The following is a 15,906-nucleotide window of genomic DNA, read 5'->3' as shown; positions in this document are numbered from 1 at the left end:
TTAACTAAGAACCTATCGGCTCGAAAATAAACTGCGTAAAAAAAATCCGCGCGTTGAGTACTAATCAATTGTACACAATCATTCAACCTATGCACTAACAACCTGTATTACAGAGTCTAAAGCCTCTCCCGGCTTATCACTGTCGAGCCACTGAACTGAACTCCAGCCCCGTAACCAAGTCATTTGGCGCTTTGCCAGTTGACGTGTCGCACAAACTCCACGGTAAACCATTTCGTCATAATCAATCTCACCAGACAGATAAGACCACATCTGCCGGTATCCCACACAACGAATGGCAGGCAAATCCGTATGCAAATCACCGCGGTCAAAAAGCGCCCTAGCCTCTGTTTCAAACCCTGCGTCCAGCATCTGATGAAAACGTAATTCAATCCGCTGGTGCAACAGTTCCCGGCTAACAGGCGCAATCGCAAATTGGTGAACCCTATAGGGTAAGGTTTCACCCGAAATTTTAGTCAGTTCCGTTAACGTTTTACCTGAAATAAAAAAAACTTCCAGTGCTCTGGAAAGCCGTTGGGGATCATTAGGATGAATTCGCGCCGCAGCAACCGGGTCTACCTCGGTTAACTGTTGATGCAATGCCTCCCAACCCAACTCAGCGGCCTGTTGTTCAATACGCTGGCGCACTTGCGGGTCTGCGGGTGGCAACGGAGATAAACCTTCCAACAGCGCTTTAAAATACAACATGGTCCCCCCCACCAGCAGCGGAATTCGCCCGGCAGCGGTAATATCGGCCATCTCTTTCAATGCATCTTTACGGAAATCAGCGGCTGAGTAGGATTCAGCCGGGTCACGGATATCAATCAGCCGATGTGGTGCTAACGCCAGCTCTTCAGCATTAGGCTTAGCAGTGCCGATATCCATGCCACGATAGATCAAGGCAGAGTCGACGCTAATTAACTCCACAGGTAACCGCTGTCGAAGCGCGATAGAGAGCGCTGTTTTACCACAAGCGGTTGGCCCCATAATAAAAATTGCCGGTGGCCGGTCTAGGTTTTCAATATCATTCATGTGTCAGGGTTGCCAATGCAGCCTTTATATCAATAGGTTGTAATAATCCAGCAGGCGGTGATTGCACCAACTGCGGACAAAGACGTTCCACATCCGTCAATAACTGTATCGCTTGAGACACATTCCAAACCTCATGTTCGCTGCCAAGGTGGCGGGCAATCCATGTGGCCAGAACATCTGGCGATATCTCTTCATGCTGCGACAGATAGCCTAACAGTTCCGGTATCAGTTTTTGTAAATTTTGTTGGCGTAATGGTAAAGATACAGCACGTAAAGTGGCTCTTGTTTGCTCAACAGCCAATTCTATCCCCATAGTAACCAATAAGTTCTGATGGCGCAGACAGGCTGCGGCCTCATTCTTATCTAATGTCAGTTTTAATGGAATAAGTAATGGCTGAGGGCGTAAACCCTCGACTGGCGGGTTCAGTTGAGCTTGTTTCAACCAGCGCTCAGCAACGGTCAGTGCCAGTAATGCCACGCCTTGTTTATATTCAATTAAAGCATAGCTTGGCGGGAATACCGTTAATACTCGACCAAAACTGTAATTATCGCCATGAAGTGGCTCATCGGTTGATGCAGAGCGCGGAGCTGGCGCCGGGGCTGACTGTTCTACAGCTTGGCTCACCGCGGCGGGTTGCACCAATTGACGATACAATTCGCCTTGCTGCTTTTGGTAGGGTTGCCCAGCGCTATAGCCAGGTGCTGCTTGTTCACGGGCAGGTGACCGCGCTGTCGCTACCGTGGGTTCAGAAGTTGATACTTTCTCTGAAACCCGTGTCCGCTCTGCCGGAGAAGCTTTCGCAGGCTCAGGTTGAGCATACTTATTCCCCCCTGCCGCCACACGGTTTTCCGGCTGCCAACGTGGTGCCTCTATCTCTTCACCATCTTCATTGATATTCAGCACCGGCGAAGCTGCCTGTTGTAAAACAGTAGTGACAGCCTGATAAATAAAGTCATGTACCAACCGCGCCTGATGGAAACGCACCTCATGTTTCGCCGGATGCACATTTACATCCACCTGATGCGGATCAATATCCAGATACAAAACATAAGCCGGTTGTTGATCGTCTTTGAGTAAATCTTGATAGGCCTGTCGGATGGCGTGATTAATCAACCGGTCACGCATCATGCGATTATTGACGTAACAATACTGCATTTCACTGAGCGTGCGGCTGGCGGCAGGATCGGCCACCCACCCACGGATGGTTAAATCACCATGTTGCCAAGAAATGGCCAGTGCATGCTGCAAAAAGGCCGGGCCACAGATGCTCGCCAGGCGGCGTTCGTGCTGTGAAGGGTCAGGGGCTGCGCGGTACTGGCGCATTAACTTACCGTTATGACTCAGGTTTATCGCCACATCAAAACGCGCCAGCGCAATGCGCCGCACCACTTCATCAATATGACCAAATTCGGTTTTTTCAGTGCGCATAAATTTGCGGCGCGCTGGCGTGTTATAAAACAGATCCAGCACTTCAAGGGTGCTACCCACCGGATGCGCCGCTGGCTTGATGGTGACAGCCATATCACGCCCTTCCGCATAAGCCTGCCAGGCTTCATTTTGTTCGGCAGTGCGTGAAGTCAAAATCAGGCGTGAGACTGAACTGATACTGGCCAGTGCTTCGCCACGAAACCCCATGCTGAGGATAGCTTCCAGATCTTCTAGCGAACTGATCTTACTGGTGGCATGGCGCGCCAGCGCCAGTGATAAATCTTCTTTGCCGATGCCACAGCCATTATCGCGGATACGAATAAGTTTGGCGCCACCCCGTTCAATATCGATATCAATCCGGGTGGCTCCTGCATCCAGACTGTTTTCTACCAACTCTTTAACTACCGACGCAGGCCGCTCGACCACTTCACCGGCGGCAATTTGGTTAGCAAGCTGTGGTGGCAGAATATGAATCGGCATAGCAGTTCCTTTCGCTTACGATTGTGGGATCGTGAGGGTTTGCCCTAGCTGGACGTTACCTGATTTTATCTTGTTCGCCCGCTCAATCTCACTCATCGATACGCCATATCTGGCCGCAATGGCTGATAGCGTATCACCGCGTTTTACCTGATGTTTTATGGTTTTGTTTTTAGCAATTGCGCTGGTTTTGGGTGCCGCTGCCGTTACCGTGCGGCCCGATGCCGGCACTTTCAAACGCTGCCCTACCCACACCACATCATTTTTCAGCGTATTGTTTTGCCGCAATACCGCCATGCTGACGCCGTATTGGCTCGCAATGCCGGATAAGGTTTCGCCACGTTGCACTTTATGAATTTGGCTTTTACCTGTCGCCACCGGCTTGACGGCAGAGACTCTGCCACTTTGCGCATTGCTGACAATCGGATCTGGCTGATTAACACTTGAACGCTGTACTGAAGAATCAACCGCCGCTGTTTCTATTAGCGGGCGGTTTTCGACCTTTGGGTCGGCTTGTAGCGGATGCGCGAGGAAATAACTGCGCAAGCCTTTATAAATGGCCTGAGCAATCTTCTCCTGATACGCGCTACTGCCAAGCAGCCGCTCCTCCGTACTATTACTGATAAAGCCGGTTTCCACTAATAACGATGGAATATCCGGTGAACGTAACACCCCAAGACTGGCGTGTTCAGGCCGACGTTTATGAATGTCGCCCACGGTTTGTAGCTCACGCAGCACTTTGGTTGCTACGTCATAGCCCACTCGCTGGGAATGGCCGAATTGGAGATCCAATACCGCCTGACTCAAATAAGGGTCCGACGCGGTGTTAGCTAACACGTCACCGGCACCACCAAGCAATTCAGATTGCTTCTCATGCTGTTCCAGCCAGCTACCCATCTCACTGTTAGCACGGCGATTTGACAGAACCCAGACCGAAGCCCCCGTGGCACTGCGGTTAGGGGCAGCATCCGCATGAACAGAAACCAGCACATTAGCGCCCTGCTTACGGGCTACATCCGAACGGCCCATGACCGAAATGAAGTAATCACCATTACGGGTTAAAACCGGTTTAAACATGGGGTCACTGTTAAGCAATGCTTCAAGTCGGCGGGCGATGGCAATCGTGACATTCTTCTCTTTCAGGCCATTTTGCCCAATAGCACCTGGGTCCTGCCCACCGTGACCCGCATCAATAGCCACCACTACGCGATCGCTATTAGCTACACGGCTGGCTTTAATCGGGCGGGCGGTATTGGTGGTGATGGTATCAGTGCTGACCACCACAGTCGGCTTATTATTAAACGGGTTTTTAGCCTCAGATGTGGTGTTTGAACTGGTCACGCGCGGTGTCGTATTCACGCTATTTATCGGCGGCGTCAAACGCCCAGCATTCGGGCTAGGGGTATTGGTTTGGCTCAGTGGCCTATTGTTTGGGCTTAACGTATTGTTTGGGCTTAACGTGGTTTGCACCTGACGAGCAGGGGCGGTCGCGGTCATGGTAATGACGACCGTGTAGTTGCTGCCCGACTGCTGTGTCACCGCGCGGGTTTTAACTTTCTGCGTCAGTTCCAGCACCAGACGGGTACTTTGCTCATCTTTCGGGGTACTGGAGCGAATTCTTTTCAGCAGATTTTGCCCACTGAACTCCAGGGGCAAACCGGAGAGATTACCGCTTTGGCGGACATCCAAGACCACTCGTTCAGGCGAACTCAACGAGAAAAAGGCATAAATCGGTTTGCCATCAAAACTGAGCGTCACCCTGCTTTCCGTCGGGCCATTGTTCACTTTAATATCGGTGAGCTTCATAGCCAAGGCAGAAGGCAGGCTTAATAAACTCACCATAACCAGCATTACTGCGGTAAATGATCGTTTGCAGCGATTTATTAGCGACAAGCTATGCATCATTATCAGATTATCCTTGCACAGCAGCTAAACGGCGCAATACATCCGCACCCGCATCGGAAAGAGCAACCAGCCGGGCTTCACGCCCTTCGGCCTGATAAGCCAAATGTAACTCGATATCGGCTCGAGGTAAGAACCCTTCACCTTGCTGTGGCCATTCCACCAGGCAAATTGCCCGCTCATCGAAATAATCACGAATACCCATAAACTCCAGCTCCTCAGGATCCGCCAGACGATACAGGTCAAAATGGTAAACCGGTCTTGGGGCTAACGCATAAGGTTCAACCAAGGTATAAGTAGGACTTTTAACGTGGCCAACATGCCCAAGGGCTTGAAGGAAGCCACGGCTGAAAGTCGTTTTTCCGGCACCTAAATCGCCGAACAGATAAATAACGCTGGCACCATTGAAGGCATGGGCCAAAGTAGCCCCTAATGCAACGGTCGCTGCCTCATCAGGCAGAGGTAAAACGAGTTCTTTCATTCTGTGATATCTATCTTGCTAACTCAGGATTAACGTACTTCGGAATAACCGGCAGCAAATCTGTCGCCAGTAAACCCCGGGTGCCTTGAACTTCGGCCAGTTTGTCTGCGGCAACGCCATGCACGACACAACCTGCACAGGCGGCATCATACAGCACCAGCTTTTGTGCTATCAAACTACCAATAATACCGGACAGAATATCCCCCATGCCACCGGAGGCCATCCCTGCATTACCAACATCAGCAATCGCCATCTCGCCCTGTTCACTGGCAATCAGAGTACCAGCACCTTTCAATACCACCACACCACCATATTGTTTAACGATGTTTCGGGCCGAAAGTAAGCGGTCACTCTCAATATCAGCGACGCGGCAACCAAGCAGACGAGCAGCTTCCCCCGGATGTGGGGTCAATACCCGATTCTGACGCCTATGCGGATTTAATGCCAGTAAGTTGAGTGCATCTGCGTCCCATAATGCTGGTTTATCACTTTGTTGCAATAAATTCAGCGCATTCCGGCCCCAATCGGATTGCCCCAGCCCCGGACCGACAACCAAGACATCAGCCCAGCCAATACCTTGCTCAAGAGTTTCCTGCGTTAGCTCTTGTACCATCAGCTCTGGCCTCGCTGCCAAAATCGGTGCGACATGTTCAATGTGAGTGAGCACTCGCACCAAGCCAGCCCCACTGCGCAGAGCGGCTTCACCCGCCATCCTAATCGCACCTCCCAGCCCTTTGTCTCCGCCCACCAGCAACAATCGACCATGTTCCCCCTTATGAGCACAAGGGCGGCGTGGCTTCAGCCATTGGGGTAGATGATCAGCGGTCATTCGCTCAATTTGTACCGGTTGGGTGAGCAGCCATGCGGTTAGCCCCAAGTCATTGCAGTGTACATGCCCCACCCAATCACGGGCCTGACCAGTGAGCAAACCCGGTTTCAGCGTGACAAAAGTCAGGGTGTGGTCTGCGCGAATAACGGAGCCAGGAGCAGCACCACTGTCGGCACTGAGCCCAGAAGGAATATCCAAAGCAACTTTAGCTGCACGATGGCGATTCGCGGTGTCAATCAGCGTAGCATAAACGCCTTGCGGTGCTGCCCGCAGGCCAATACCCAATAATGCATCGATAATCAAATCAATATGTTGAGGCCACGGGGTATCAGGTTGATGAATCACACCGCCGGCAGCCAGCCATTGGGATTGCGCCTGATGCGCTTCTGCGGGTAATGGCCGATTGCCGGGGCAGGCAATAAGCGTAACATTCAGCCCCGCCGCTAAGGCCCGACTCGCAACGATATAGCCATCGCCACCATTATTGCCGTGGCCACACAAGATCAACCAGTGACGCGCCGCTGGATACTGTTTACGCGCCAGTTCAAAAGCCGCATCGCCCGCTCTGACCATCAGATCAAATAACGTTAGAGAGAAGTATGCTGCGGCCACGGCCTCGTTCTGGCGTACCCAGTCCGCAGAAAAAACAGAGTGTGGTAAACTAATACCGATTTGTTTCTTACTATGGTCCGTCATGGCACACCCCCTCGATCTGAATCAATTAGCCCAACATATCAAGCAATGGGGGCAATCGCTAGGTTTCCAGCAAGTCGGTATCTGCGATACGGATTTGTCTGCGGAAGAACCGCGTTTACAGACTTGGCTTGATAAACAATATCATGGCGAAATGGCCTGGATGGCTCGCCACGGTATGCTGCGCGCGCGACCCCATGAATTATTACCCGGAACCTTGCGGGTGATCAGCGTGCGAATGAATTATCTCCCTGCCAAGGCTGCATTTGCCAGCACATTAAACAATGCTGAGTTAGGTTATGTCAGTCGCTATGCGCTGGGCCGTGATTATCATAAGTTGTTGCGCCAGCGGCTGAAGAGATTGGGCGATATGATTCAGAGTTATTGTCTGGAGCAGGCTCACGGTGACATCAATTTCCGCCCATTTGTGGATTCCGCCCCCATTATGGAGCGGTCATTGGCTGCAAAAGCAGGGATTGGCTGGGTTGGTAAGCACTCACTAATTTTAAATCGTGATGCGGGTTCCTGGTTCTTTCTCGGCGAATTACTGATTGACCTGCCGCTGCCGATTGATAAGCCGCAAGAAGAGCAATGTGGCCGTTGCGTCGCCTGTATCACCACCTGCCCGACCGGCGCTATCGTTGCGCCCTATACCGTTGATGCTCGCCGCTGTATCTCCTACCTGACCATCGAATTAGAAGGGGCGATACCAGAAGAATTTCGTCCACTAATGGGGAATCGTATTTATGGTTGTGATGACTGCCAGCTTATCTGCCCCTGGAACCGCTTCTCACAATTAACCGATGAAGAAGACTTCAGCCCACGCGCCGTGCTACACACGCCACAGTTACTGGATTTATTTGCCTGGAACGAAGAGAAATTTTTGCGGGTTACGGAAGGTTCCGCCATCCGCCGCATTGGTCACCTGCGCTGGCTACGTAATATCTCAGTCGCTTTGGGCAATGCTCCCTATCTCGACAGTATCGTATTGGCACTGGAAGCGCGTCGCGGGATTCATCCGATGTTAGATGAACATATTGAGTGGTCAATCTCACAACAATTGAAAAGACGGTCTACACTGATTGTGGATGTTCAATCGCCACAGAAAAAAAGGCTGGTGCGGGCTATTGAAAAAGGCCTGCCACGGGATGCCTGATATCCCCCGTTACCTGAAACTATATGCTGTTTGGTATAGCTTTTTTTTATGTATTTTTATAATGAATGAACTCAGAGTTTTCCTGTGCATAAAAATAAAAACACCTTGGCAATCAAGCGCGAAAAAAAGCGCAAGTGATCGGCATAACGTTTTCACAGAAAAATATATATCGCTAAATCAAAGAGATATAAAAGAGGGCTTTGCAGTGGATAAAATATGAGCTGGATATAAAAAGAACAGAATCTGTGGATAAGTCTGTTGACGAAGTTAATACATTGTATGTACAACGCGGCATGACGCGTAGCGCGGCTGTGGATAAAAAATAATAGAATTGAATGAAAATTTTGGAGCGGGAAACGAGACTCGAACTCGCGACCCCGACCTTGGCAAGGTCGTGCTCTACCAACTGAGCTATTCCCGCATTGAGATGCTTTTGCACCCTGCTGTATGTAACAGCATTTGATATTTACTGCTTATTCAGAAATAAATTTTGGAGCGGGAAACGAGACTCGAACTCGCGACCCCGACCTTGGCAAGGTCGTGCTCTACCAACTGAGCTATTCCCGCGTCGCTGCCATACATCATAAAAAAATAACGTATCACTTATATTTCTGACTTCTGAACTAAAGCTGCTGTACTGCTGGCCACTGTCTTTATGGTTAAAGATTGGAGCGGGAAACGAGACTCGAACTCGCGACCCCGACCTTGGCAAGGTCGTGCTCTACCAACTGAGCTATTCCCGCTTTGTGCCGCCTTACTTTTTACAACTTCTTCTACACATAACTCGTACTAAATCGGTCTGCGCATGTTTGCGAATTCTTCATCGGTACGGGGTGCGCATTATACGAGAAATCCGTTTTGCCGCAAGCCCCTAAAAGCAAAAAAATCATTTTTTGGTTCAAGTGCCGATTAAAACAGCAATGTGGCGCTTTTACCAGCATCAGGCAAAGTATATACCCAAAGTTATTGGAGTTGCAGGTAGGCAGCCAGCAAACGCATCCCGATGAGTCTATTTATTTTAAGGTCAACGGGCAGTCAGTGATTTGGGTAAGTGAGTGCAGCTAACCCCCTGCTGTTTCAAGGCCGCAGCAAATCCCCAAAGTCATTGGAGTAGCAGGTAGGCAGCCAGCAAACGCATCCCGATGAGCTTACATAAGTAAGTGATTCGGGTAAGTGAGTGCAGCTAACACCCCTGCTACTTCAAGGCCGCAGGGGATTAAGATTGAATAAAATGCTCGCGGTAATAGGCAAGCTCAGCCACAGATTCGCGGATATCGTCTAGCGCCTGATGGGTATTCTGTTTTTTGAAACCCGGCAGGATCTCTGGCTTCCAGCGGCGTGCCAGCTCTTTTAGCGTGCTGACATCCAGATAACGGTAGTGGAAATAGGCTTCAAGCTCTGGCATATAGCGGAACAGGAAGCGGCGATCTTGGCCCACACTGTTACCACAGATAGGTGAAGCACCTGCTGGAACCCACTGCTTCAAGAATTCAATGGTTTGTAGTTCAGCATCACTATCGCTAAATGGGCTAGCTTTAACTCGTTCAACCAAACCGCTGCCGGTATGGGTACGCACATTCCATTCATCCATAAGCCCAAGCTGTTCATCTGACTGATGGACTGCCAATACTGGGCCTTCTGCCAGAATATTAAGATTAGCATCGGTGACCAGAGTGGCTATCTCAATGATCCGATCGCGCTCAGGATCAAGGCCGGTCATTTCCAGATCGATCCAGATCAGATTATTTTGATTCTCTGCCATAATATTTCCTGCCTGTTAGCGGGTGAGACTACCGAACAAACGGTTAATTGATAAAATAATGTGTATCATAGCCCTTTTGGTCGCAACCAGCGATATACCCAAAGAAATTGGCGTTGCAGGTAGGCAGCAAGTGAACGAGCCCCGATAGGCTTACGCCGCGGGAGAGTAAACCTGGTGGCCCCAGCGGCTTCAAGTATGAAGGGTATTAATGCAGATTCAAGTGAGGCGCAGTGAGTAAGAATAAACTGTCGAAAGGTCAACAACGCCGTGTGCAGGCAAACCATCAGCGTCGGCTACGCACTGATAGAAAACCTGAGTTAGATGACTCTCAGCTTGGCGATGCGCAAGAAGGTATCGTAATCAGTCGTTTCGGTCAGCACGCCGATGTCGAAGCCACCGATGGTGTTCAACACCGTTGTAACATCCGCCGTACCATTAAATCACTGGTTACCGGTGACCGTGTGGTCTGGCGTCCGGGCTTGCAAGCTCAGGAAGGTGTGCGGGTTAAAGGTATTGTCGAAGCTGTGCATGAGCGCACATCCGTGCTAACACGCCCTGATCTGTATGATGGCGTGAAACCGATCGCCGCGAATATCGATCAGATCGTGATCGTTTCGGCGATCTTGCCTGAACTTTCTCTTAATATTATCGATCGCTATCTGGTGGCCTGTGAAACACTGGAAGTCGAACCGTTAATTGTGTTGAATAAAATCGATTTACTGGATGCCGATGGCCGTAAATTCGTTGATGGCATGATGGAAATTTACCGCCGCATTGGCTACAACGTGCTGGAAGTCTCAAGCCAAACCCGCGAAGGGATGGAAGCCTTTGAAAAGGCGCTGGCCGGGCGCATCAGTATCTTTGCCGGTCAGTCTGGTGTGGGTAAATCCAGCCTGCTGAATGCCCTGCTACCGCCAACGGATAACGAAATTCTGGTGAATACCGTGTCGGGTAACTCAGGTCTGGGTCAGCACACCACCACCGCAGCCCGCTTATATCACTTCCAGCAAGGCGGCGATGTGATTGACTCCCCAGGGGTGCGTGAATTTGGCCTCTGGCATCTGGCACCGGAACAAATCACTCAAGGATTTGTCGAATTCCGTGATTATCTCGGTCATTGCAAATTCCGTGATTGCAGCCATACCACCGATCCCGGTTGTGCACTGCGCGAAGCGGTAGAACAAGGCAAGATCGCTGAAGAGCGTTTCGATAATTACCATCGGATTCTGGAAAGTATGGAACAGGCGAAGCCGCGTAAGACATCAGATAGCGACGAGAAATGATGTCGCGATCGTCCTGTTGAAATAGTCCTGTCGAACATGCTTTAGCTAAAAACTGTGGGCGCAGAAAGATATATACCCAAGTGACGTCGAGATGCAGGCAAGCGGCAGTTGAGCGAAGCCCCAGTCACTAACTCAAGTAAGTGACTGGGGTGAGTAAAGGCAGCCAACCCCCTGTATCTTGAAGGGCGACGGGTATAATGCGCCCCTTATTAATTTTACCGTTTACCCAGAGGTCTACGTGCTGGACAGTATCAAAATCAGATTACAATATTTACTCCCAAAACTTGGCCTGACCCGTTTGGCTGGCTGGGGGGCAGATAAGCAAGGTGGCTGGCTGACCCAATTGGTGATCAAGGCATTTGCCCGCTATTACCATGTTGATATGAAGGAAGCCCAGGACCCTGAGTTCTCAGCTTATCGTTCGTTCAATGAGTTCTTTGTGCGCCCACTGCGCGCAGGTGTGCGCCCTGTTGTCGCGGAAGAAAACCTCTTGGCACAACCTGCCGACGGCGCTATTAGCCAGTTAGGCGCAATTCATGACGGGCAAATTTTGCAGGCAAAGGGCCATAACTACACGCTGGAAGCCCTGCTGGCTGGTAACTATATGCTGGCTGCTGAATTCCAAAATGGTCATTTTGTCACCACCTATCTGGCCCCGCGTGACTACCATCGCGTTCATATGCCGTGTGACGGTGTCTTGCGCGAAATGATTTATGTGCCTGGTGATTTGTTCTCGGTCAATCCATTGACTGCGGCTAATGTGCCTAATCTCTTTGCACGTAATGAACGTGTTATTTGCATCTTTGATACCGCCTTTGGCCCGATGGCACAAATTCTGGTAGGTGCCACTATTGTTGGCAGCATAGAAACCGTCTGGGCTGGCACCATTACCCCGCCACGAGAAGGTGTGATTCGTCGTTGGACCTATCCACAAGCAGGGGCTGAAGGCGCGGTAGTGCTGGAAAAAGGGCAAGAAATGGGCCGCTTTAAGTTAGGCTCGACAGTGATTAACTTGTTTGCTGAAGGTAAAGTCTATTTAGCACCACAGTTAAACAGCGGTTCTGTTACCCGCATGGGTGAAGTATTAGCCGAAGCCGTCCCTGAACGGCCTTGCACTGCTATACCCTAAATAATTCGAGTTGCAGGAAAGCGGCAAGCGAGTGACAAATTGGTTGTAAACCATTTTGAACTGCATTTATGCTAGCCCGCAGGGTGAGCCTCTTTGAGGCTCATAATCCCGATGAGTTGGCACCAGTCAACTCACTGGGTGACACCCCTGCCAACAGCAGATTTGAACGCTGCTTGCAGCTTGAAGGATGACGGGTATAAACGTAATCGATGTTAAGGAACCCTTACGTGCGCCTAATAATTTCGCAGCCTTTTGGCAAGTTACTCTCTTTTGGCTTATTACTGTCATTTGTCATGTTGCTGTCTCTGCCGTTACATGCGGCAACTCAGCCTAATGAAGATCAGCTCAGACAAGAGCTGAAACAGGCTGAAACCAATAAAGGGATGCCAAATCAGACCGAAATTGTTCAGGCGCTGCAATCGGCTCTTAGCTGGCTGGCGGATGCAAAAGAGTCTGATATCCGCGCACAGCAGTATCAAAAAGCCATTGATGATTTCCCCAAGCTGACCCGCGAGTTACGCCAGGAATTGGCTCAGGAAGGGGATAAACCCCTGCCCGTCCCCAGTAACATGTCCACATCCGAGCTGGAACAACAAGTGCTGCAAATCAGCAGCCAGTTGTTGGAATTAAGCCGTTTGTCGCAACAGGAACAGGACCGGGCGCGGGAAATCAGTGAGTCCCTCAGCCAGCTGCCTCAGCAGCAATCAGAAGCTCGCCGAATTCTGGCTGAAATCAGCGCCCGGCTTCAGGCGCAAAGCAACCCTGCAAATCCAGTCGCTCAAGCACAGTTTGCATTACTGCAAGCAGAAGCGGTGGCCCGTAAGGCCAAAGCCAATGAACTGGAACTTTCTCAGCTCTCCGCCAACAACCGGCAAGAGCTGTCACGGCTACGTGCCGAGTTATACAAAAAGCGTCAAGAGCGGGTAGATGCTCAACTCCAAAGTTTACGTAATAATCTGAATAACCAACGCCAGCAGGCGGCAGAACAGGCTCTTGAACGCACCGAGTTACTGGCGGAACAAGGGGGCGACTTACCTGAGTCAATTATTAAGGAACTGCAAACCAACCGCGAGCTGTCGCAAGCGCTGAATCAACAGGCGCAACGCATTGATCTGATCTCTTCGCAACAACGGCAAGCGGTAGCCCAGACCCAACAAGTCCGGCAAGCTCTCAGCACTATTCGTGAACAGGCCCAGTGGCTGGGCGTTTCAACCGCATTAGGGGAAACACTGCGGGCACAGGTTGCAAGATTGCCTGAAGTGCCGAAATCCCAGCAGCTGGATCGTGATATGGCACAGTTGCGGGTTCAACGCCTGCTATATGAAGATATGCTGGAGAAGTTGCAGCAGCAAAACGTCAAATTAAAACAAAATGATGGCACACCGCTCACCACCGAGCAGCAGCGGATCCTTGATGCTCAGTGGCGCACACAGCGTGAATTGCTGAACTCGCTACTGTCCGGTTATGACACCCAGATCCTAGAATTAACCAAGTTGAAAGTGGCCAACAGTCAGTTGGTGGATGCGCTAAGTGAGGTGCGCGAGGCCACTCACCGTTATCTATTTTGGGTCGCAGATGTCAGCCCAATATCGCTGTCTTACCCGATTAACGTCGCTCATGACCTGACCCGCTTGCTGTCGCTGGATACATTTGCGCAGTTAAGTCGCGCGTTCGTCATGATGATGACCAGCCAGGAGACGCTGCTACCGGTCATCGCCGCCCTGCTGTTTGTCGGTTTCAGTATCAGCTCGCGTCGCCACTATCATGCCTTCCTGGAGCGTGCTAGCAGCCGGGTAGGTAAGGTTACGCAAGACCATTTCTCTCTGACGTTACGCACCGTTTTCTGGTCAATTCTGGTGGCACTGCCGCTGCCGGTGTTGTGGGCCGCTCTCGGTTATGGCCTGCAAAACGCCTGGTCATATCCAATGGCGATCGCCATTGGTAATGCCGTCACAGCCACCGTGCCAGTACTGTGGCTGTTTATGATAAGTGCCTCGTTTGCACATCCTCATGGCCTGTTTATCACCCACTTCCGCTGGTCACCAGCGCAGGTTGGGCGGGCAATGCGTTTCTATCGCATGTCTGTGTGGTTGATTATCCCATTGATGATGGCGCTAATTACTTTTGAGAATTATAACGACCGTGAATTTGCGGGCACCCTAGGCCGCTTGTGCTTTATTTTGCTGTGTGTTGCCTTAAGTCTGGTGACCAATAGCCTGAAACGGGCGGGTATTCCGCTCTATCTGGATAAAAAAGGCTCAGGTGAAAACATCATTAATGTGGCGTTATGGGGGCTACTGCTGTCTGCGCCACTGATTGCTGCACTGGCCTCGGCACTCGGTTATCTCACCACCTCACAGGCGCTGCTGGCGCGTTTGGAAACCTCAGTTGCCATCTGGTTCTTCCTGTTGGTGGTTTACCATATTATCCGCCGCTGGATGTTAATTCAGCGCCGCCGTATTGCCTTTGACCGCGCCAAACAGCGGCGCGCCGATATTCTGGCGCAGCGCGCACGTGGTGAAGAAGATACACCGCACAATAACAGTACCGAAGGGTCCATTGATGTTGAGGAACCGGTCATTGATCTGGATGTGATCAGCGCCCAGTCCCTGCGGCTAGTGCGATCGATCCTGACGATGATCGCCTTGGTTTCAGTGATCGCTCTGTGGTCTGAGATTCATTCAGCTTTTGGTTTCTTGGAAAATATTCGCCTGTGGGATGTGTCATCCACCATTAACGGTATTGAGTCAGTACAGGCGATCACCATGGGATCCCTGTTGATCGCTATCTTAGTGATGGTTGTGACGGCTCAGTTAGTGCGCAATCTGCCTGCCCTATTGGAACTGGCGCTGTTGCAGCATCTGGATCTGACACCGGGTACCGGTTATGCCATCTCCACCATCACCAAATATCTGTTGATCCTGTTCGGCGGCTTGCTCGGTTTCTCTATGCTGGGGATCGAATGGGCGAAATTCCAATGGTTGGTTGCCGCACTTGGTTTAGGTTTGGGGTTCGGTTTGCAGGAGATTTTTGCCAACTTCGTTTCTGGCCTGATCATTTTGTTCGAGAAACCAATCCGTATCGGCGATACCGTGACCATACGTGATCTCACCGGTAGCGTGACCAAAATCAATACCCGTGCCACGACTATCTCTGACTGGGATCGCAAAGAAATTATCGTGCCGAATAAAGCATTTATTACTGAGCAATTTATTAACTGGTCATTGTCGGATTCAATTACCCGTGTGGTACTAACAGTACCGGCACCGGCTGAAACCAGCAGTGAGGAAGTGACTGAGGTGCTACTTACTGCTGCACGCCGCTGTACTTTGGTATTGGATAACCCGCCGCCAGAGGTCTATCTGGTTGATCTTCAGCAAGGGATTCAGATTTTCGAACTGCGTATTTACGCCGCCGAAATGGGCCACCGTATGCCACTGCGCCATGAGATCCACCAGTTGATTCTGGCCGGTTACCGTGAGCACGGTATTACTCTGCCATTCCCACCCTTCCAGGCTCGGTTGGAAACGCTGGGGCGTGGCGCTGGCCGCACTATTACTTCAGGGCGCGGCCGCACACCGGGTAGCTTGTAAGTTAAGTTGACCTATCGATAGAAAAATGGCCTGACTCTGTGAAGAGTCAGGCCCAATAATCAGGAATATTACCCAAAGTCATGGGTGTTGCAGCAAGGCAGCAAGTTCATTAATCCCGATGAGCTTGCATCAGTAAGTGATTC

Annotated in this window: 10 protein-coding genes and 3 tRNA genes; 4 read left to right on the top strand and 9 right to left on the bottom strand. The window is 50.8% G+C overall.

What is annotated here, in order from left to right; translation table 11 throughout:
* Positions 1 to 87 precede the first annotated feature (87 nt).
* The 5 genes from miaA to nnr form a co-directional block, all read right to left on the bottom strand.
* Entirely contained in the window at positions 88 to 1,029 is a 942-nt protein-coding gene (gene miaA / locus A6J67_RS05465; RefSeq protein WP_050073045.1) for a tRNA (adenosine(37)-N6)-dimethylallyltransferase MiaA, read from the bottom strand.
* Entirely contained in the window at positions 1,022 to 2,938 is a 1,917-nt protein-coding gene (gene mutL, locus A6J67_RS05460) for a DNA mismatch repair endonuclease MutL (protein ID WP_050297148.1), read from the bottom strand. Before mutL ends, miaA begins: the two co-directional genes overlap by 8 nt.
* A gap of 15 nt (positions 2,939 to 2,953) precedes the next feature.
* Positions 2,954 to 4,786 carry an N-acetylmuramoyl-L-alanine amidase AmiB gene (gene amiB / locus A6J67_RS05455; protein WP_050288363.1) on the bottom strand — a complete coding sequence of 611 codons (1,833 nt, stop codon included), beginning with the start codon at positions 4,784 to 4,786 and terminating at the stop codon, positions 2,954 to 2,956.
* Positions 4,787 to 4,847: 61 nt separating this feature from the next.
* A complete protein-coding gene (gene tsaE / locus A6J67_RS05450; RefSeq protein WP_005193189.1) occupies positions 4,848 to 5,318 on the bottom strand; it encodes a tRNA (adenosine(37)-N6)-threonylcarbamoyltransferase complex ATPase subunit type 1 TsaE in 471 nt (156 codons plus the stop codon).
* A 10-nt stretch (positions 5,319 to 5,328) separates the two neighbouring features.
* Complete coding sequence (nnr, locus tag A6J67_RS05445; RefSeq protein WP_032908013.1) at positions 5,329 to 6,843, bottom strand: bifunctional ADP-dependent NAD(P)H-hydrate dehydratase/NAD(P)H-hydrate epimerase; 1,515 nt, start codon at positions 6,841 to 6,843, stop codon at positions 5,329 to 5,331.
* Between nnr and queG the strand changes: the two genes are divergently transcribed.
* Entirely contained in the window at positions 6,842 to 7,996 is a 1,155-nt protein-coding gene (queG, locus tag A6J67_RS05440; RefSeq protein WP_005193182.1) for a tRNA epoxyqueuosine(34) reductase QueG, read from the top strand. The two genes, nnr and queG, sit on opposite strands and share 2 nt — an antisense overlap.
* Before the next feature lie 345 nt (positions 7,997 to 8,341).
* Here queG and A6J67_RS05435 read toward each other — a convergent pair.
* From A6J67_RS05435 to orn, 4 genes are all read right to left on the bottom strand, one after another.
* Positions 8,342 to 8,417 (bottom strand) — tRNA-Gly (locus A6J67_RS05435).
* 70 nt (positions 8,418 to 8,487) lie between these two features.
* Positions 8,488 to 8,563: transfer RNA gene (locus A6J67_RS05430), tRNA-Gly, on the bottom strand.
* A gap of 100 nt (positions 8,564 to 8,663) precedes the next feature.
* Positions 8,664 to 8,739 (bottom strand) — tRNA-Gly (locus tag A6J67_RS05425).
* A 473-nt stretch (positions 8,740 to 9,212) separates the two neighbouring features.
* The gene (gene orn, locus A6J67_RS05415; protein WP_005187496.1) at positions 9,213 to 9,758 is read right to left on the bottom strand and encodes an oligoribonuclease; all 546 of its coding nucleotides are present in this window, start codon (positions 9,756 to 9,758) and stop codon (positions 9,213 to 9,215) included.
* A 230-nt stretch (positions 9,759 to 9,988) separates the two neighbouring features.
* On the opposite strand from orn, the gene rsgA reads away from it, so the two are divergent.
* The 3 genes from rsgA (at position 9,989) to mscM (ending at position 15,763) form a co-directional block, all read left to right on the top strand.
* Entirely contained in the window at positions 9,989 to 11,041 is a 1,053-nt protein-coding gene (rsgA, locus tag A6J67_RS05410) for a small ribosomal subunit biogenesis GTPase RsgA (protein ID WP_005187493.1), read from the top strand.
* 238 nt (positions 11,042 to 11,279) lie between these two features.
* Positions 11,280 to 12,170, top strand: coding sequence for an archaetidylserine decarboxylase (asd, locus tag A6J67_RS05405; RefSeq protein WP_005187492.1), 891 nt, complete (start codon positions 11,280 to 11,282; stop codon positions 12,168 to 12,170).
* Positions 12,171 to 12,379: 209 nt separating this feature from the next.
* Positions 12,380 to 15,763 (top strand): miniconductance mechanosensitive channel MscM, encoded by a 3,384-nt coding sequence (mscM, locus tag A6J67_RS05400; RefSeq protein WP_042568694.1) that lies wholly within the window; start codon positions 12,380 to 12,382, stop codon positions 15,761 to 15,763.
* Positions 15,764 to 15,906 lie beyond the last annotated feature (143 nt).

Origin of the sequence: Yersinia sp. FDAARGOS_228, assembly GCF_002073315.2 — a bacterium.
In the GTDB taxonomy this organism is placed as follows: domain Bacteria; phylum Pseudomonadota; class Gammaproteobacteria; order Enterobacterales; family Enterobacteriaceae; genus Yersinia; species Yersinia intermedia.
This window is presented reverse-complemented; position numbering and strand designations above follow the sequence as displayed.